Source organism: Mycobacteroides sp. H003, from assembly GCF_001440135.1.
GTDB classification, from domain to species: Bacteria; Actinomycetota; Actinomycetes; order Mycobacteriales; family Mycobacteriaceae; genus Mycobacterium; species Mycobacterium gwanakae.
In genome coordinates, this window is record NZ_LJYL01000019.1 from 190,806 (window position 1) to 208,268 (window position 17,463).

General features: G+C 64.2%; 22 protein-coding genes. 8 read left to right on the plus strand and 14 right to left on the minus strand.

The window, feature by feature from the left end:
* Positions 1 to 35 precede the first annotated feature (35 nt).
* From AOT87_RS13630 to sthA, 3 genes are all read right to left on the minus strand, one after another.
* Positions 36 to 1,118, minus strand: a complete 1,083-nt coding sequence (locus tag AOT87_RS13630) for an alpha/beta hydrolase (protein ID WP_078285429.1) — start codon at positions 1,116 to 1,118, stop codon at positions 36 to 38.
* A 54-nt stretch (positions 1,119 to 1,172) separates the two neighbouring features.
* Positions 1,173 to 2,156 carry a PAC2 family protein gene (locus AOT87_RS13635; RefSeq protein WP_030093811.1) on the minus strand — a complete coding sequence of 328 codons (984 nt, stop codon included), beginning with the start codon at positions 2,154 to 2,156 and terminating at the stop codon, positions 1,173 to 1,175.
* A 136-nt stretch (positions 2,157 to 2,292) separates the two neighbouring features.
* The gene (gene sthA, locus AOT87_RS13640) at positions 2,293 to 3,744 is read right to left on the minus strand and encodes a Si-specific NAD(P)(+) transhydrogenase (RefSeq protein WP_046254068.1); all 1,452 of its coding nucleotides are present in this window, start codon (positions 3,742 to 3,744) and stop codon (positions 2,293 to 2,295) included.
* 124 nt (positions 3,745 to 3,868) lie between these two features.
* Here sthA and AOT87_RS13645 point away from each other — a divergent pair, with 124 nt between their 5' ends.
* Positions 3,869 to 4,603, plus strand: coding sequence for a hypothetical protein (locus AOT87_RS13645; protein ID WP_057968335.1), 735 nt, complete (start codon positions 3,869 to 3,871; stop codon positions 4,601 to 4,603).
* A 7-nt stretch (positions 4,604 to 4,610) separates the two neighbouring features.
* On the opposite strand, the gene AOT87_RS13650 is transcribed toward AOT87_RS13645, so the two are convergent.
* Positions 4,611 to 5,708 (minus strand): alanine/ornithine racemase family PLP-dependent enzyme, encoded by a 1,098-nt coding sequence (locus tag AOT87_RS13650; protein WP_057969613.1) that lies wholly within the window; start codon positions 5,706 to 5,708, stop codon positions 4,611 to 4,613.
* Positions 5,705 to 6,880 carry a DUF1611 domain-containing protein gene (locus tag AOT87_RS13655; RefSeq protein WP_198528393.1) on the minus strand — a complete coding sequence of 392 codons (1,176 nt, stop codon included), beginning with the start codon at positions 6,878 to 6,880 and terminating at the stop codon, positions 5,705 to 5,707. The genes AOT87_RS13650 and AOT87_RS13655 overlap by 4 nt, the downstream gene beginning before the upstream one ends.
* Before the next feature lie 262 nt (positions 6,881 to 7,142).
* Here AOT87_RS13655 and AOT87_RS13660 point away from each other — a divergent pair, with 262 nt between their 5' ends.
* Positions 7,143 to 8,192, plus strand: a complete 1,050-nt coding sequence (locus AOT87_RS13660; protein WP_057966741.1) for a DUF4192 domain-containing protein — start codon at positions 7,143 to 7,145, stop codon at positions 8,190 to 8,192.
* Here AOT87_RS13660 and AOT87_RS13665 read toward each other — a convergent pair.
* The 3 genes from AOT87_RS13665 to AOT87_RS13675 all read right to left on the minus strand — a co-directional run bounded on the left by AOT87_RS13665 (position 8,189) and on the right by AOT87_RS13675 (position 10,488).
* Positions 8,189 to 8,875, minus strand: coding sequence for a metal-dependent transcriptional regulator (locus tag AOT87_RS13665; RefSeq protein ID WP_057966746.1), 687 nt, complete (start codon positions 8,873 to 8,875; stop codon positions 8,189 to 8,191). The genes AOT87_RS13660 and AOT87_RS13665 overlap by 4 nt on opposite strands.
* A gap of 101 nt (positions 8,876 to 8,976) precedes the next feature.
* Complete coding sequence (locus AOT87_RS13670; protein ID WP_046254064.1) at positions 8,977 to 9,948, minus strand: sigma-70 family RNA polymerase sigma factor; 972 nt, start codon at positions 9,946 to 9,948, stop codon at positions 8,977 to 8,979.
* Positions 9,949 to 10,095: 147 nt separating this feature from the next.
* Positions 10,096 to 10,488 (minus strand): DUF3099 domain-containing protein, encoded by a 393-nt coding sequence (locus AOT87_RS13675; protein WP_030093803.1) that lies wholly within the window; start codon positions 10,486 to 10,488, stop codon positions 10,096 to 10,098.
* 25 nt (positions 10,489 to 10,513) lie between these two features.
* Here AOT87_RS13675 and AOT87_RS13680 point away from each other — a divergent pair, with 25 nt between their 5' ends.
* Positions 10,514 to 10,747, plus strand: coding sequence for a DUF3039 domain-containing protein (locus AOT87_RS13680; RefSeq protein ID WP_030093802.1), 234 nt, complete (start codon positions 10,514 to 10,516; stop codon positions 10,745 to 10,747).
* Here AOT87_RS13680 and AOT87_RS13685 read toward each other — a convergent pair.
* Complete coding sequence (locus AOT87_RS13685; RefSeq protein ID WP_057966099.1) at positions 10,744 to 11,718, minus strand: YihY/virulence factor BrkB family protein; 975 nt, start codon at positions 11,716 to 11,718, stop codon at positions 10,744 to 10,746. The two genes, AOT87_RS13680 and AOT87_RS13685, sit on opposite strands and share 4 nt — an antisense overlap.
* Positions 11,719 to 11,780: 62 nt before the next feature.
* Positions 11,781 to 11,975: a hypothetical protein gene (locus AOT87_RS13690; RefSeq protein WP_030093800.1), complete on the minus strand. Its 195-nt coding sequence runs from the start codon at positions 11,973 to 11,975 to the stop codon at positions 11,781 to 11,783.
* A gap of 161 nt (positions 11,976 to 12,136) precedes the next feature.
* On the opposite strand from AOT87_RS13690, the gene AOT87_RS13695 reads away from it, so the two are divergent.
* Genes AOT87_RS13695 through AOT87_RS28845 form a run of 4 tightly spaced genes read left to right on the plus strand, consistent with a single transcriptional unit; the run spans position 12,137 to position 14,062 of the window.
* A complete protein-coding gene (locus AOT87_RS13695; RefSeq protein ID WP_057966740.1) occupies positions 12,137 to 12,535 on the plus strand; it encodes a DUF952 domain-containing protein in 399 nt (132 codons plus the stop codon).
* Positions 12,536 to 12,577: 42 nt separating this feature from the next.
* Entirely contained in the window at positions 12,578 to 13,474 is an 897-nt protein-coding gene (locus AOT87_RS13700) for a DUF692 family multinuclear iron-containing protein (protein WP_057966739.1), read from the plus strand.
* Positions 13,467 to 13,895, plus strand: a complete 429-nt coding sequence (locus tag AOT87_RS13705) for a hypothetical protein (RefSeq protein ID WP_030093797.1) — start codon at positions 13,467 to 13,469, stop codon at positions 13,893 to 13,895. Before AOT87_RS13700 ends, AOT87_RS13705 begins: the two co-directional genes overlap by 8 nt.
* Complete coding sequence (locus tag AOT87_RS28845; protein ID WP_157858390.1) at positions 13,892 to 14,062, plus strand: hypothetical protein; 171 nt, start codon at positions 13,892 to 13,894, stop codon at positions 14,060 to 14,062. Before AOT87_RS13705 ends, AOT87_RS28845 begins: the two co-directional genes overlap by 4 nt.
* Here AOT87_RS28845 and AOT87_RS13710 read toward each other — a convergent pair.
* Genes AOT87_RS13710 through AOT87_RS13720 form a run of 3 tightly spaced genes read right to left on the minus strand, consistent with a single transcriptional unit; the run spans position 14,059 to position 15,893 of the window.
* Positions 14,059 to 14,721, minus strand: coding sequence for a sterol desaturase family protein (locus tag AOT87_RS13710; protein ID WP_057966738.1), 663 nt, complete (start codon positions 14,719 to 14,721; stop codon positions 14,059 to 14,061). The two genes, AOT87_RS28845 and AOT87_RS13710, sit on opposite strands and share 4 nt — an antisense overlap.
* Entirely contained in the window at positions 14,718 to 15,458 is a 741-nt protein-coding gene (locus AOT87_RS13715; protein WP_057966737.1) for a GntR family transcriptional regulator, read from the minus strand. Before AOT87_RS13715 ends, AOT87_RS13710 begins: the two co-directional genes overlap by 4 nt.
* Positions 15,459 to 15,491: 33 nt before the next feature.
* On the minus strand, positions 15,492 to 15,893 hold the full coding sequence (locus AOT87_RS13720) for a RidA family protein (RefSeq protein WP_030093794.1): 402 nt from the start codon (positions 15,891 to 15,893) through the stop codon (positions 15,492 to 15,494).
* Positions 15,894 to 15,949: 56 nt separating this feature from the next.
* Here AOT87_RS13720 and AOT87_RS13725 point away from each other — a divergent pair, with 56 nt between their 5' ends.
* Positions 15,950 to 16,777, plus strand: a complete 828-nt coding sequence (locus AOT87_RS13725) for an LLM class F420-dependent oxidoreductase (RefSeq protein ID WP_057966736.1) — start codon at positions 15,950 to 15,952, stop codon at positions 16,775 to 16,777.
* Here AOT87_RS13725 and AOT87_RS13730 read toward each other — a convergent pair.
* The gene (locus AOT87_RS13730) at positions 16,766 to 17,437 is read right to left on the minus strand and encodes a VOC family protein (RefSeq protein WP_057966735.1); all 672 of its coding nucleotides are present in this window, start codon (positions 17,435 to 17,437) and stop codon (positions 16,766 to 16,768) included. The genes AOT87_RS13725 and AOT87_RS13730 overlap by 12 nt on opposite strands.
* Positions 17,438 to 17,463: the final 26 nt, after the last annotated feature.

The window sequence follows — 17,463 nt, forward strand, 5'->3', positions numbered from 1 at the left end:
TGCGCAATCCTTCGGTACCGCTTGAGCTCTCGTGGCTAGGTGGCGCTGCGCTCGTCGGTGCCCATGGCATCGAGCACCGCCATCCGGGTCCGTGCGGCCCCACTGATCGTGTGCTCGGTGATGCCGGTGCGCAACAGTCGGCGCAACTCATTCTCGTCGTATTCGGCGGGCTCGGTGGAGTCGATGAATTGGCGCACGATGCTGATGAATCGATCGGGGTCGTCGTGGAAGGGGAAATGCCCGGAGTGCTCGAAGATCTCTAGTGTCGAGCCGGGCATCGCCGCATGGGCGAAATGGCCGTGGCTAACCGGGATCACCAGGTCGTCGCTACCCCAAATCAGCTGCACGGGAACGGACTCGGTCAAATAACATCGGTCGAGCATGGTGACCACCTGGCCGCGCCAATCAACCACGGCACGCAGCGTCCGGGTGAACGCGGCCGAGGCCCGGGGCTCGGGCAGGTCGGCGAGAACCCGCAGGACGTCGGGGATGTCGCGGCCCATTCCGGCCCGTCCCAACGTCGCGCCGGCTATTGCGCCGGTCAGCCGGATCATCGGCATCGCCAGCGGTAGTCTGAGCAGGCCGATCGCATCTCCGATGACGGGCATTGACGCACAACGCAATACGATGTTGACGTCTTTGGTCACCCCGCCTGGCGCAACCAGGATCAGGCGCTCCACCAGGTGGGGGAACTGGTAGGTGAACTGCATCGCAACGCCGCCGCCTAGCGAATGCCCGACGACGGTGACCTTCTCGATGTCCAGCACGGCCAGCAAGTCCCGCATGCCATTGGCGTAGGCCGCCACCGAGTAGTCGGCGCGTGGTTTATCCGACTGGCCGTGCCCCAGCAGATCCGGGGCGATCACAGTGAAATGCTCGGCGAGCTGCGCGTGCACGCTGTCCCATGTCGCGGAGTTGTCGCCGATACCGTGGATGAGCAGAAGTGCGGGTCCCGATCCCGCGATTCGAAAGGCGCGCCGGTACCCGTGGATGGTGCGGAACGCCATCCGCGGACGCGTCGATGCGTCGGTGGCCGATTCAGCATTGTCGCCGACATCGGCACCCTCGGTGTGCTCGGTATCCGGCACCGGATGCAGGAGCCGCGGCGGAGGATTCATGTCAAGTATTTTGACCCTTCGCCGCAAATTTGGCGCGGCGAGCGGACAACAGGCTTAGAGAACAGGCCCATCGCCGGACGGATCCTCGCCGAACTTGGCCTGTTCAGCGAGGAAACGCTCGAATTCTCCGGCCAGTTCGTCACCGCTGGGAAGCTCCTCGTCCCGTGCCAGCAACGAGCGATTCTCCTGCGCCGCGACGAAGGCGTCGTACTGGCGTTCCAGCGCATGGACCACCTGAGCGACTTCTTCGCTGCCTTCCACCTGCTCGTTGATCTGGTTGCGCACCTTGCCGGCTGCCTCGGTAAGCGCCTGCAGATCCAGATCCAGATCGCCGGTCCTGGCGACTTCCTCCAGCAGGCGTTGCGAGGCCTCCGGGTAGTCGGTCTGTGCCAGGTAATGGGGAACGTGGACGGCGAAGCCGACCACATCGTGGCCGTGCTGGGCCAGACGGAACTCCAGCAGGTTGGAGGCGCTGCCCGGGACCTGGACCTCATCGATCCAGCCCGGGTGCTCGTCGAGGGTCTTGCGGTCGTTTCCGTGTGCGGTCAGGGTGATCGGGCGGGTATGCGGCACCGCCATCGGAATCGCGCCCAGTCCAATGGTCTTGCGTACGCCGAGTTGATCGGCCAGCAGCCGGATCGCGGTGACGAAACGCTCCCACTTCAGATCTGGCTCAAGCCCGGCCAGCAGCAGGAACGGTGTGCCCTTGGTGTCTTTGAGCGCATACAGGTTGAGTTCTGGCGTGGCGTACTCGGTGAAGTGATCGCTCTTGAACGTCATCACCGGACGGCGAGACCGGTAGTCGAGCAGATCGTCGATGGCGAATGACGCGACCAATTCGCTTTCGAGCGTGTCACGCAGGTGCGCGGCCGCCAGCTTCACGGCGTGACCGGAGTCGGAGAAGCCCTGCAACGCATGCACCAGAACCGGACCGCGCCCATCGGCGGATGCCAGCTGTGGACCCGGGAATTCCAGCTCGTACATGCCACTCTGATCGGGTCTGTACGGCTGCTGCTCCCCGTCGTTACTGCTTGTCATGATTCGCCTCCCTTCGCGTCCTCGTCCCACCAGTGTCCCTTACTGGCAGGCAAACGGCGAATGTACCTATGGCCTCAACGGCCCAGGCGGGATGCAAATTCCGGATGTGGGCGGCATTCGCCCAGCGCGAAATCCTTCAGGCCTTGAACTGATTGAGCGCGCGGATCTTGTTCATCACGTCGAGTGCGGCGACCTTGTAGGCCTCGGAGAACGTCGGGTAGTTGAAAACTGCGTCGACCAGGTATTCGACGGTGCCGCCGCAGCCCATCACCGCCTGTCCGATGTGGACCAGGTCGGTGGCATCGGAGCCGAAGATGTGCACTCCGAGCAGCCTGAGGTCCTCGGTGGACACCAGCAGCTTGAGCATTCCGTAGGAATCTCCGGCGATCTGTCCGCGCGCCAGCTCGCGATAACGCGAGACACCCACCTCGTAGGGAATCGCGTTCTTGGTGAGTTCAACCTCGGTGGCGCCCACATAGGACACTTCGGGGATGGAGTAGATGCCGATCGGTTGCAGATCGGTCATGCCTTTGGAGGGCTCGCCAAACGCGTGGTAGGCCGCGAGGCGGCCCTGATCCATCGAGGTGGCCGCCAGCGCGGGGAAGCCGATCACATCACCCACCGCGTAGATGTGGTCGACCTTGGTCTGAAAGTTCGCGTCAACCCAGATCCGGCCTCGGTTGTCGGCCTCCAGCCCGGCCCGGGCGAGGTCGAGCTGATCTGTCTGCCCCTGTCGTCCCGCGGAGTACATCACGGTGTCGGCGGGGATCTGTTTGCCGCTGGCCAATGTGGTCATGGTGCCCGAATCATTGACGTCGACGGCGGTGACCTCCTCGCCGAAACGGAAGGTCACGGCCAAGTCGCGCAGGTGAAAGCGAAGGGCCTCAACGACTTCGGGATCGCAGAAGTCCAGCATCGAGTCGCGTTTCTCCACCACGGTCACCTTGGTGCCCAGGGCGGCGAACATGGAGGCGTACTCGATTCCGATGACGCCCGCACCGACCACCACCATGGATCCGGGGATGAAGCGCAGATCCAGGATGCCGTCCGAATCCAGGACGCGGCGTTCGTCGAACGCCACACCGGCGGGCCGGGCGGGCTTGGTGCCGGTGGCCAGCACGACGTACTCGGCATGCAGTGTGGTGCGCTCGCCCCGGGAGGGTTCTTCCACTACGACGGTGTGCTCATCGGCGAACCGTCCGATGCCGCTGATCAGGTCGATCCGATTGCGCAGGAGCTGGGAACGCACCACCTCGATTTCCTTACGGATGACGTGTTCGGTGCGGGCCAGCAGATCCTCGGGAGTGATGTTCGCTTTCACCCGGTAGCTCGCGCCGTAGAGCTCGCGCTGGTTCATGCCGGTCAGGTAGAGGACGGCCTCGCGCAGCGTCTTGGACGGAATGGTTCCGGTGTTGGTGCAGACACCGCCGAGCATGTTGTCGCGTTCGACCACGGCCACCGACTTGCCCAGCTTGGCCGCGGCGATGGCGGCTTTCTGGCCGCCAGGGCCCGATCCGATGACGACGAGGTCGTAGGTGGGGGTTTCTGCTGCCGTGGATGAGCCGCTTGCGCGAAGGCCGTTGGTCATGGGTGTACTCAATACGCCGATTCGTCTAACCGTGCATGCCGTCCGTGTCACGGTGACATGAACAGTTGTCCCTCCCGAATCTCGCGCGCGCCTCCGGGGACCCGGGCCGTGCCGATGGCAGCATGTGACCGTGACGGCATCGCGGCTGGTAGCGACGATGGTTGTGGCTGGATGCTGCGCCGCGACATCGCCCGCATGCACGCGGGCAATCGACGGAACGCCCATGGAGTCATCCGGTGGCGCATCGTCCCCGTTGACCACCACCACCGCGCCGCTGCGGGCACCGGCGGGCCCGGTGGGGGCGCTCCTGCTGGCGCCGACGGACTTCCCGCATCAATATCCGGCCACCACGCTGGATCCTGGTGCCGCCGGTCTGGCGCTCCGCGACATCCGGGGCGTGCCCGATGCGGCTACCGTCGCCCCCACCACATGCACACCGGAACCCGTTCCGGCAGTGCCGCAGGACGCAGCGGTGGCGGTGGGCACCAACGAGTCCGACAATTCGACCATCACGGTGGCGGTACTTCGCGTGCCGCAACCGCTTGCCACCTACAAGACGCAACTGGAGCGCTGTACTTCGTATACCTTCACCGACCCGGACCAGGTCACGAGCACGGTGACGGCTTCCCAAGCAGTGGCTCCGCCCATCAACGCCGATGACTCGGTGGCGGTCAACCAAACGGTGTCGCCGTCCGGGGCAGGCAACGGTACACAAACCACCCTGTCGCTCATCGCGCAGATCGCCGATATACGAATCCAGGCCACCTACATGACTTTTCAGGGCACCGAGCCCGATGCGGTGCTCCTGGATCAGGCCTTCACCGCAGCTGTACTCAAGGTGCACGACAGCTTCCACTGATCGCGGGCTACCGGAGTGACCGTATCCCGTGGGGTGCGATGGAACGGCCCAGGTGCTCGATCTTGGCGACGAAGGGCGATGTCATCGCCCGCATGAGCGTGCCGTAGCCAATACCGAAGGCGATCTCGTCTCCGACAACCACCTGGTAATCACCGACGTCAACCACCAGATGGTCGCTGCTCATCCCGAGGACCGTGATGCCCTCGGGTGGCTGCAGGCCATCCGGGTCCACGTCCTGGCGGCCGAGGGCCAGGATTGCCTGGCGCACAGTCGCACTGCCGGTGCGGGCCGGTGCTTCGCCGAATGCCGCCTGAGCACGATGCCCCCAGGGTTGAGCGGGTTTCATCGCGACCTCGATGACTTCTGCACTCAAGGTGAAGGCATTCGTGTGCAGGCCGGGGATCGGCGTTCGGTACAGCGGGTCGACGCCGAGAAGAATGGCTTCACCGAGCCGGAGTTCGTCGATCCGGCCGACGTCGTGTGTGTGTAGCGCCCAGTTCAGGTTCGCAGAGTTGCCGCCTGAGACAACCTCGAGCGAGATCCCGTGCAGTGCTTCGATGTCGTTCGCGAGCCCCGTAAGGACGCCCATGTTCCGGTCGTCGGGCACGACGCCGCTCTGACAAGCGAGGTTGGCACCGAGCCCGGCGAGCCGCAACGAGGAGTGACCAAGAACGGCCCGCGCAGCGTCGGGGGCGTCGTCCAGCGCGATGCCCTCACGCAGGTCGCCCAGTTCAACCATGAGCACGACGGCATGTACCCGGTTCTGTTGGGACGCGGCCTTATCAAGCGCAGCCAGGACGACGGCCTCGGTGTTCAGACTGACATCGGCGACGTCAACGATCTGTGCCACTTGGCTGAGCATGGGTGAGCGGATTAACGTGCGCAGCGGTAGGCAGTCGAGGCTGGCCAGCCGAGCGAGGTTCGGTATCCGTGAGTCACCGAGTCCGCGGGCGCCGCCGCGCAGCATCGCCGCACCGACACCCGGCGAGCCCAACACTGCCTTGGTGATGCCGGTGACCCGGATGCCTACCCCGGTAAGCCGGTCAACCAGGATCCGCGTGTTCTGCTCGACCTTGTCGAGATCGGTCTCGAGCCGAAGTGTCACACAGGGGTGGTCGTGTCGGCTTTCCCAGCGAGGACAGGGAAAGCCGACAGCACCATCTCGACCAGTTCCGAAGCTGGGCGTGTCAGCGGGTCGGTGACCGGGAGGCCGAGCTCCGAATGATGCTCGGAGATCGCATCGTTCAGCTCGTCACCGGTCATTTCCTCGTGGTTGATCGTGACCCCGATGACGCGAGTATCGGCGAACGCCTCGATCAGTGCGATCTCGCTGGCTACGGTCGGCATCGGCACCATGGGGAAGTCGCCGAGCACCTTACGTTTTGGTGCGTGCTGCACGATCACGCCGGCCGGGCGGCTGCCCCGCAGGATGTGGGCCGACGTGATGTACGCGGGGTGGCTCAGCGCGCCCTGGCCCTCGACCACGATCACATCAGGGGCTTCACCCTCGAACGCGGCGACGACCTGGTGCTCGACTTCACCCGAGCAGAACTGGGGGACCAGCGCGTCCAGCGCGACGCCGTACTTTCCGCCCTGGATCAGGGTGGTCTGACCGGTGCCGACCATGACCGCCCTGATGCCGCGTGCATTCAATGCCTGGACCAGCAAGGTGGCGGTGGTGCGTTTCCCGATCGCCCCGTCCGTACCCAGGATCGCGATTCTTGGGCAGGTGACGTCGAAGATCCGGCCGGAGAACAGGTGCAGGTCGCGCTTGGACTTCGGTTGGCGTACATCGGTGATGGTGACTTCGGCGATCACAGCTGCTGCTACGAATTCGGCATCATCGTTGAGGAACTCGTGCAGGCCGTTGACAATGTGCATCCCGCGGGCGATACCGTCTAGCAGTACGAGCCGCTGCTCGTTCGACAGTAGGCCGTCGGCAGGCGCCAGCCCGCAGATCAGGTAGTCAGGTACGTGGCCGGCGTGAGCGACGGACTCGGCCAGCGATTCCAGCACCGGGATGCCGTTCGCCGTGCCGTCGAGGAGTCTCCCGGCATCTACTCCGGCCCGGAGGCTATCGATGACACTGAGGATCTCGTACTTCTCAGAGTGCCGGACCAGCCCGTTTGCGGTCTTGCCGTCCTGCTCGCCGAACTGTCCCTCGCAGTAGACGATCGCGGTGGAACCAATAGGCATCGGTAAGGGAACGGCCGCAAGGACCTCCTCGCTCCGTTCGGACGCATCGAGAAAAGGGGTACCGCTTGTGAGTGACGACATGGAATCCTCTGAGAAGTCTCAGAGGAGGCGACGGGATCGAGGTGGGGCGGTAAGCCCAACATCCAGCGAGTGGTCTGCCCTGAGGGTCGGCAAGATTACCGACGCCTTGATGCTACCCGATCGGCAATGGCGGCCCTGTTTTCGGCGGTGACCGTGGGTACATTGTCCACAATTGTGACGGCATCCACAGGTTCCCGGAGGCGCCGGCACAACGCGAGGTCGCTGTCGCGGGGTTGACGGTCCTGGCTGTCACGGTGCGGACATGACATCACTGATTCCCGGACCGCTCGGTCGTCCCGATTTTCGATTGAATCGGCCCTCTGCCCTGATCGCCGCGCTACCGGCGATGTTGGGGTTCATCCCGGAAGATTCCCTTGTCGTGGTCACACTCGCCGGTGGGCTCATCGAAGCGATACTGCGCAGGGACCTTCATGACCTGGACGGCACCGACTACGCGGCATTCGAGGTGCTGGCCGAGGTGTTGAGCCCGGGGCCGGCCGATGCGGTGATCGCAGTGGTCATCAGTGCGGACATGGACGAGCAGGAGGCCGGTGACATCATCCGGCGGCTAGCCAAACATGTAGAACGTCAGGGCATTTCGTTAATTGCCGGCCACACGGTAGACCGTGTCGGGCCCCAGGGCTGGTGGCGGTGTTATGACGGATGCGGCGCGGGCGGGCCCGTCGACGATCCCGAGTGCTCTCCGCTGACCGCGGCGGCGGTTTTGGCAGGCAGGACGGTGCATCGCCGTAGGGAGGATCTCGTGGCGCTGATCGCGCCCTCCGACACCGCGCGCACCTGCGCGCTGGCCGTCTCCTTGCGGCGGCCGTCTCAGGGACAAGGCGAGGCCAGCGTGGCAGACCAGCGTGCCGTGAATCGAGTGATGCGGGCGGCGTGCCGAACAGCGGAATTCCATTCACTGTCCAACCGTGAGCTGCTGGCGATGGCTCGCTCCCTGACGGTCGTGCGGGTTCGAGACACGTTGTGTGCGTTGGCTGTCGGTGCGCTGTCCGACGATGTGGAACGGCTGTGGCTGGCGCTGAGCCGATTGCTCCCTGACCCCTGGCGTGCGGAAGCGTTGGTGTTATTGGGATTTAGTGCCTATGTGCGCGGCGACGGTCCACTGGCTGGTGTCGCGCTGGATGCCGCGCTGACGGCCCGGCCGGACCATCGTCTGGGGCAGCTCCTGATGTCAGCGCTGCACTCCGGTATGCGCCCCGATGAGATTCGTGCCCTGGCCGATACCGGCTTCCGGCTGGCTCACGAGCTGGGAATCAGCCTGCCGCCTAGGCAAGTCCGAGGTGTGGGCTAGACCTTCTCCACCATGACGGCGTGCGCCATCTCGTGCGGCAGCTCGACGCTCTCATGCCCCGGAATGATGATGATGACGCCATCGGGGGAGGACTCCACGGTGACGCGCGCATTCGGCACCACACCGGCGTCCTTGAGGCGCGACAGCAGATCGGTATCGGCCTGCACGTGTTCGGCCAGGCGGCGCACCACCACGGCAACCTGTGAGCCCCCGGCAATCTCGGTGAGCCGCACGGCGCTCGCATTCTCGGACCGGTCAGGGGCGACACCCAGCTCGGAGAGACCGGGAATGGGGTTACCGAACGGGGAAGTGGTCGGGTTGTTGAGCACGGTGAGCAGTCGGCGCTCGACATCCTCGCTCATCACATGTTCCCAACGGCAAGCCTCGGCGTGCACGTCTTCCCAGGGCAGCCCGATGATGTCGACCAGCAGGCATTCGGCCAGCCGGTGCTTGCGCATCACCGAGACCGCCAGTGCGCGGCCCTTGTCGGTGAGTTCCAGGTGGCGGTCGCCGGCGACGTTCAGCAGGCCGTCGCGCTCCATCCGCGCCACCGTCTGGCTCACGGTCGGGCCGCTCTGCTCGAGCCTTTCGGCAATGCGGGCACGCAGCGGCACCACGCCCTCTTCTTCAAGGTCGTAGATCGTTCGCAGATACATCTCTGTCGTATCGACAAGATCGTTCACCACTCGCCCCTTACGGTCGTGCTTAGTCTACCGATCTACAACGCAAATCGGGGCGCTGCGCTTCCAGAACGCAGCGCCCCGAGGGCAGGGTAGTAGGTCAACTAGCTCGCGTACGAACGCAGGCGTTCTGCGCGGTCGCCGTGGCGCAGCTTCGTCATGACTTCACGCTCGATCTGACGCACCCGCTCGCGAGACAGTCCGAACAGCTTGCCGATCTGGTCGAGTGTGCGGGCCTGTCCGTCATCGAGTCCGTACCGGAGCCGGATGACCTGCTGCTCACGCTCGTCGAGAGTGGCCAGCACGCTGCGCACGTCCGAGTGCAGTAGTTCGGCGATGACGGCGTTCTCCGCCGACATGGCCTCGGTGTCCTCGATGAAGTCGCCAAGAGGCGCTTCCTCGTCGGTACCAACCGGCATGTCCAGACTTACCGGATCCCGGCTGTGGTCCAGCAGATCCCCGATCTTCTCCACGGGAATGCCGGACTCCTCGGCCAGTTCCTCGTCGCTGGCCTCGCGGCCAAGCCGCTGGTGCAGCTCACGCTTGATGCGAGCCAGCTTGTTCACCTGCTCCACCAGGTGCACTGGCAGGCGGATGGTGCGGCTCTGATCGGCCATGCCGCGGGTGATGGCCTGACGGATCCACCAGGTGGCGTAGGTCGAGAACTTGAACCCCTTGGCGTAGTCGAACTTCTCCATGGCGCGGATCAAGCCCAGGTTGCCCTCCTGGATGAGGTCCAGCAGCGGCATTCCGCGTCCGGTGTAGCGCTTGGCCAGCGACACCACCAGCCGCAGGTTGGCCTCCAGCAGGTGGCTGCGCGCGGCGCTACCTTCCCGCACGATGGCTGCCAGATCCTTCTTGCGGGCCTCGCCGAGGCGTTTCTTGGTGTCCAGAAGGTGCTGGGCGTACAGCCCCGCCTCGATCCGTTTGGCCAGCTCGACTTCGTCCTCCGCCGTGAGCAGAGCAGTCTTGCCGATGCCGTTCAAGTACACCCGCACGAGGTCGGCGGCTGGACTTTGGGTGTCCAGATCGTCGGACTCAGTAGTACGGGCCGGACGGGTCGTGGCGTTTGCCATCGCTGCCTCCTAGTTGATCCGTAGGTCTCATGAGTTGCAACGCCCGGGTGGCCCAGAAAGTTCCTGAGGTTCCCAAATGGCGCCGTCATTGACCTGCGGATTTCGAGTTAGCAGCTGAGAATGTCCTGAGAATTGACATAGCTGTCCCTAAGACGGGCCAGCGGAGCCTTCCGGCGGGGTGCGCGGTTGCGGCGGAGGCGCGGGATCAATCGCTCGGCGTTCCGCCGTGGGAAACAGCGAGTGCCGATGTTCCTGGGGCCCGTATCGCCGCGGTTCCTCGGCCTTGCGGGCAGGACGGTCGTTGGCGATGAGCACCGCCATCCAGGGCAGTGGGATCGATGCCGCCAAGATCGCCAGCGAGATCCATCCGTTGTGCCACACGCTGTAGGCCCAGGCGGCGCCCAGTAGTGCCGGGATCCGGAACGCCATCAGCGTCAAATAGCGGCGTACCCGGGCGCGGTGTTGTTCTTCGACCGAGACCGCGGCCGCTGTGATGAGTACAGGGTGGCCGTCGTCATCGAACGACAGCTCTTTTCTCATATCTCCAGGATGTCACAATGTAGGAATGGACACGCAGACGCTCGAGCGTCCGGACACCACCGTCGACGAGAGCACCGACAGTGACAGGCCGAAGGTCTTTCACTACGTCAAGAAGGACAAGATCGTGGAGAGCGCGGTCATGGGAAACCATGTGGTCGCCCTGTGCGGCGAGGTTTTTCCGGTCACCAAGTCAGCCAAGCCCGGCTCACCGGTGTGCCCCGACTGCAAGCGCATCTACGAAATGATGAAGAAGGACTAGCAGCCTTCGGGGGCTTTCTCCGGAGCCGCCTCATCGGGGCTGCTCGCGGCGGTGTTCTCGCCGTTTTGGGGGCTCAGCCATTCCCGCAGCTGCCGGGCGTGGGTGGCCCCGGCCGGCCAGTTCTCCTCGATCGCGGCATTCAGCTCGGCGCCCAGCACGATCGCGAATCCCAGCATGAACGCGAACAGCAAGAACGCGATGGGGGTCGCGAGGGCGCCGTAGGTGTATCCGGTGCGGGTGATCCAATTCAGGTAGAACCGCAGCCCCAGGCTGGCGATCACGAAGAACGTCACCGCCAACAGCGCACCGATCCATAGTCGGTGCGAGGGAAGCGGCCGCGGTAGGGATACCCGGTACAGCAGCGTCACCAGGGCCACCAGTGCGATGCCGAAGAGCGGGAAGTAGCCGTAACGCAGCACCGCATTCCACGAGTCGGGTACCACCTCGGCGATCCGCTTGGGTCCGAGGGCGATGACCGGCAAGGTCACCACCGCCATCGCCAGCGCGGCGACGTACAGGCCCAGCGCAAAGAACCGCTGGCGCACGGGATGGCGCAGGGGTGTCTGGTCGTGCGCCTCCACCACGGAGTCCACAAAGCTAGATATCGCCGAGGACCCTGCCCACAGTGAGATGACGAATCCGATGGACACCACCTCACCGCGCCCGTCGCGCATGATGTCGACGATGGTGGGCTCGATGATCTCGGTGACCACGCTCTTGCTGAAAACACTGTTGGCCACCCGCAGGATTCGCTCCTGGATCTCGGGCAGCGTGTCCGGTCCGAACAGCGGCCCGACGAACGTCAGGCTCCCCAGGATCCCCAAAAGAAGCGGCGGTAGTGATAACACCTGCCAGAAGGCGGCCTGCGCCGACTGCGCGAAAATCGAGTCGTCCCAACTCTTTACGGCCGTGCGGCGCATTACGTGCAAGACGTCTCGACCGAACGAGAAATGGCGTGGCTTATCACTCATGGCCACACCAGCATTCCTGATGGGATGGTCAGCAGTACTTACCGGGGGTGAAACCGCGGTGACTAATCCTCGTCCGGACCGCTGATGTACAGCACCGCCGACATCGCGCTCAGCTTCTCGGAGTGCTCGTTAGCGTGGTGCTGGCAAAAGAGCAGCTGCGCTCCCGACGGGAGTGTGGCGCGGACTCGAGCAGCCGCACCGCAACGATCGCAGCGGTCAGCCTTCGTCAGCTCTGGACTGGTCAGAGTTGCGTTCATGGCTCCTCCGTATCTCTCCTGAGCTTTGCGGTCCGGTGAACCGCTCGGCGCCTATGTATGTACTTTGTCAGACGTTTGGGGGGTTTCGGTTGTTCCCCGCGTGTGTCCGGTGTGTCGCGGCTCACGTCGAGGGTGTTACAGGGTTGAGGCAGGCTGGTGTGATGCAGTCGATGCCGCCGGGTGAACCCGAACTCGTTCACATCTGTTCCGACGAAGAGTGGGCGTTGGCGGGTGAACAGGGGGAGCATCGGCCCACGTCACTGGGCGAAACGGGATTTATTCACCTCTCCGAGCCGTACCAGGTTCACCTTCCGGCCAACCGCTTGTATCGCGGAAGGTGTGATCTGGTCGTATTGTCTGTTGCCCTGAATCTGCTGGACTCTCCGGTACGTTGGGAACCGGGCGTGCCTAGCGACCCCGAATCGATGCTGTTCCCTCATCTGTACGGACCGCTGCCGATCGCCGCAGTTACGTCCGTGGCGAACTTCCGGCCGGGATCGGATGGCTTTTTTGAGCCGCTGGCACCTAAGCACTTCCTAAGCTATCAACGTGGTAGCTAGACTGGCGTAGTTCGCCGGTCTTGAGATAAGGGGGTAACCGCGGTGGCCTCTTCAAATCACCCGCTTAAGACCGTGCTGGCCGATGAGCCCGCGGTTGGCGCCTCGTGGCGTCCAGAGCTTGCTGCGATGTTCAACCAGGGTGCCGTCACGGACGATGCTCTGAGCCTCGCCTTCACCGAGATCGTCGCCGAGAACTTTCGTCCGGGAGCGCTGCCTCTCGAACTGATGCGCCTTCGTGAGGCGGGCACCATCGTCGTGCCGCACGGTGTGTCATTGGGTCTTGCCGGAGCCGATCTGCCTGACGCCAAGCGCGTCAAGCACCTGGCCGCCCTGGCCGCGGAACTGAATGCTCCGATGATCAGCGAGCATGTGGCGTTCGTGCGGGCAGGCTTCGAAAGTGGGGGCCAGCACGGGGTGCTCGAGGCGGGGCACCTGGTGGCTCCGCCGCGCACCACATTGGCTTTGGATGTGTTGGTGGACAACGTTTCCCGAGTGCAAGACGACCTCGGTGTGCCGTTGGCGCTGGAGAATGTGGCCACCACCTTGCAGTGGCCCGAGAACGAGCTGAGCGAGCCCGACTACCTGCGGGAACTGTCCCGGCGCACCGGCTGTTGGCTGGTGCTCGACGTACCCAACCTGTATGCGACAGCGGTGGCCTCGGGCACCGACCCTGTTGCGATGCTGCGCCGTTTCCCGATCGAGCGTGTCGCGTACGTGCACATCGCCGGTGGCCGGTTCGAGGGCGACCTGTACTGGGACACCCACTCCGACACCATCATCGATCCGGTGGCGGATCTGCTCACCGAGCTCGTGGTGCTCACCTCGGGCCGCGGCCTGGGCGTGCTGATCGAGCGTGATGGGTCGATCGACGAAGCCAGCGTGAGCGCTGACCTTTCGGTGGTCCGCCAGGCGATCAAGGCCGGTGTTGTTCATGCTTGACAACCGCGAGGTCTTGCGGCGTCGGCAACTGTCGGTGCTGTCGGACCTGCTTGCCGGCAATGCCCCGTCGGGTTTCGACGAGTACACGGCGCTGACCGCCGGTGTGCAGCTGCGCAGCAAGCGGCGTTTCGATGTCGCCAATGCGGTGCCGTGGCTCGCTGAACTGCCCAACTGGGAGTACGAATTCGAGCAGTACGCGCGCCTGCACTCCATGCGGTGCTGCGTGCTGTGTGACGCCAAAGAGTTCCGCACATACAGCTACGAGCTGCCGCGTCTGCGCGACTGGATGATGGATCGCGAGGTTGCCGAGGGTCTTCGCCGGATCGCGCTCGTGCGTCGCGGCGGGCGGCGGGAACTTCAGATCGCCTTTGGAAAGAAGCTGCGTTACTTCGCATTACGGCCGGAGCGGGCCGAGGCATGATGACCGCTGTCATCGTCATAGCGACGGTGGCAGTGCTGCTGGTAGTTGGGCTGGGATTCCTGGTGGTGACCAATTCGGGTAGCCGACCGCGAAATCACCCGGATGCCCCGGATCATCAACAGACCGGCTACTCGGGTGCCAGCTACGGCCCGGACGCCGGGAGCTAGCCAGTAATGCTGGACGCGTGCAGATTTCGTACCGTCGGTGAAGACTGCACCTGTTGTGGATCAGGATAGGTTCCGAGCAGTCGATCGGCGGTTCCCGAGCTGGTGACGGTAAACCAGTAGTTCTCATTCTTGAAGTGGTGGTACCGGTGGTTTCGCCAGACCGCCCGATAGATCGCGTGACGCGGTTTGTAGTCGGTATGGACGAGGTAGTGCGTCCACTCGTAGAACACCAGGAACAACGCCACCGTGAGTGCGAAGGTGAGCCCAAGTCCCGTGCGCGGGAACGCAAAGAGCGCGGCCAGAGTCAATCCGATGATCACCACGACCAGACTCGGCCAGGGAATGAACACCAGCGGGATGTCCCGCGGATCCTGATGATGCAGGCGGTGATCACGGGCGAGCCGCGAGTCGATTTTCACCGGACCCACCGAGCGCGGGCGCCAATGCAGGATCCCGACGTGGATCAGCCACTCGGCGATGGGCGAGATCGCTACCAGCACAACGGGTGTAATGGCATCGGCAATTGTCCAGCCACCGACGGAGAGTCGGGCGCCCAGTAGAGCGGCGGCCCATACGACAAGCATCCATGGGGTGGGGTGCTTGACGAATTCGACAAGGGCATCGCGCAGAGTCATCGACTTACGTGCGGCACGGGTCATTTCTGGTTCTCCGATTCGTCCATAAGTTGCTCCAGGAGTTCGTCAAATGCCTTGGTGCCCAAGGCAAGCATGGCAACGGCAGCCTCTTGCGCGGCGTCTGCATCTTGCGTGGCGATGGCATCGGCGAGCGTGCGGTAGTGGCCGATGTCGCCGACTTCGGCGGCCATCACGTTGACGAGCACGTCCAGCGCCCGCACATACGAGTCGCGCATGGTGTTGAACACCAGCCGGAAGGCAATCGAGTCGGCGGTGTCGATGACTAGCTCCCAGAACCCGAGCGCTTGCCACATGCGTTGTAGCGGATCGTTTTCCGCTTCCAGGTCGGCGGTCATTGCGCGCAGCCGATCTGCGACACCGGGATCCTGGTGAGATCGTTGAGCGGCCAGGCGCGCCACCTGGGGGCCGATGATGGCCCGGGCCTCGATGACGCTTGCCAGTGTGCGGCGATCCACATCGCCGCCGTAGGCGAGCAGTAGTGGCAGCACGTCGAATCCGGCGTCGCTGCGGTAATCCCGGATCACCGTGGACCCGCCCTGACGGATGTGAATCAGGCCCGAGCGCTCCAACCGGCCCAGCGCTTCGCGGACCGCGGTGCGAGACACCCCGAGGGCTTCGGCGAGGGCGCGCTCGCTGGGCAGCGTGTCACCCGGGGTGCGGTCACCGGTGAGGACCTGCGCCGCGAGCTGGCTGAATATCTCATCGGGTATCGACTGCCGGGCGATCGGCTGCAGTGCCATGCCGTCACGGTAGCACCGCGATTGGTAAGAGGTCTAGTGGTCTGACCAATTTAATGTGATGGCATCGGCCTCGATCTCGACCAGCAGCGCCGGATCGATGAGCGCTGACACCTCGACCATGGTGGCTGCCGGGCGGATATCGCCGAAAAACTCGCCGTGGGCCAAACCGACCTCACGCCACCGCCCGATATCGGTGACGAAGATGCGGGTGCGTATGACATCGCCCAGGGTGGCGCCCGCTTGGCTAAGTGCCGACTCGATTCGGCGCAGCGCCTCGCGGGTCTGTTCGGCGATGTCGTCACCGCCGACAGGCGCTTGGCCCTCACGCGCCGCCGTGGTGCCGGCGACGGCGACGTGCGAGCCGACCCGGACCGCGCGCGAGTAGCCGACCGCTGCTTCCCATTCGCCGCCTGACGAAATGTTCACGCGTTCCATGGCGGCAGCGTAAGCGGCGGGGAATACCGGCGGCGATCGATTAATTGCACTGCGATGTGACCGGACGCATACGCATCGGAATTCAGCTGCGGCCCGCAAAGGCGCAGAACTACAAGCAGTGGCGCGACGCCGTGCTGCGCGCCGAAGACAAGGGAGTGGACGTCATCTTCGGCTATGACCACTTCCATTGGCCCGCAGGCACCCTCAGCAGCGAGGGAGTGGTGCTGGACGAGGTGCAGCCCGACGTCAACAATTTCGAGGGCTGGACCGCCCTGGGGTCGTGGGCAGAGGTCACCTCGCGGGCGGAGATCGGGCTGCTCGTGACGGGAGTGGGCTACCGCAATCCCGATCTGCTGGCCGATATGGCCCGCACCGTCGATCACATCAGCGATGGCCGGCTGATTCTCGGGGTCGGCGCCGGCTGGTACGAAAAGGACTACACCACCTATGGATACGAGTTCGGCACGACAGGTTCACGCTTCGATCTGTTCGAGGAAAGCCTAGTTCGGATCGAAAACCGGTTGGGCCAGCTGTTGCCGCCACCGGTGCGGCCCATCCCCATCCTGATCGGCGGCGGGGGAGAGAGGCGCACCATTCCGTTGGTGGCGCGCCACGCGCACATTTGGCATGCGTTCGCCGATATTGACACCTATCGGCGTAAGAACGACATCTTGATCGCCGAAGCGGAACGAATCGGCAGGGACCACAACGAGATCGAACGCTCGACCAGTTGGGGACTCGGTCCGGAGGGCCTGACCACTGCGGAAGCGGATGCGTATGCCGACGCGGGGGCCACGTTGTTCACTCTCGGGATCAACCCGGACCCCGACTATGACCTCTCGGTGCTCGATGCACCGCTGGCCTGGCGGGACTCACGCTCCTAGCGGCTGAATCGCGTAGTGCTCGTCGATGTCCAGTGCGGTGCGGACATCGGCGGTGACAATGGTCGGCGCGGCGGCCGGAGGCACCCGGTATTCGGGGCGCCAGGTGATATCCGAGGGAACCAGGATCAACAGGCCGTCGTGATCGCCGACCGGACCAAAACCGGGGGTTGGTTCTCCGAACGGCAGCACTCCCAGCTTGTCACGGATGAGCCTCTGGGTCTCCAGCACATCGGATACGCCGAAGCCGACCTCGCTGAGATGACGAATGTCGTTGACGTCGAAAGGATGGTCGATGCGGTTATCCAGAATGTTGCGCTCGATGAGCTCGAGTACCGCGTCATCGGGTCCGGTGAAGTAGATGCTGCGGGCCTGCCAGTTGGGTGCGCAGCCGAATTCGTCGTGCCATTGACCGTCGGTCTGCAGCGTTACCCGGGCTGAAAGCCATTCCTTTGCGGCTGCGAGGCTCCCGGCGGGAATCGTGAACGCGATGTGATGCGCGCCGTGATACGCGGGACCGGGAACCATCGTCAGCGTGCTGTCCCCGACGTGGACCGTGGCCCGATCGTCATCCACTTGTACCGGCAATCCCAGGGTTTCGGAGTAGAAACGGGCGGCGGCGGGCACGTCGGTAGCGGTGATCTGCACATCGTGGATCTTCATGACACGAGGCTAGGGTCTCAAGCGCC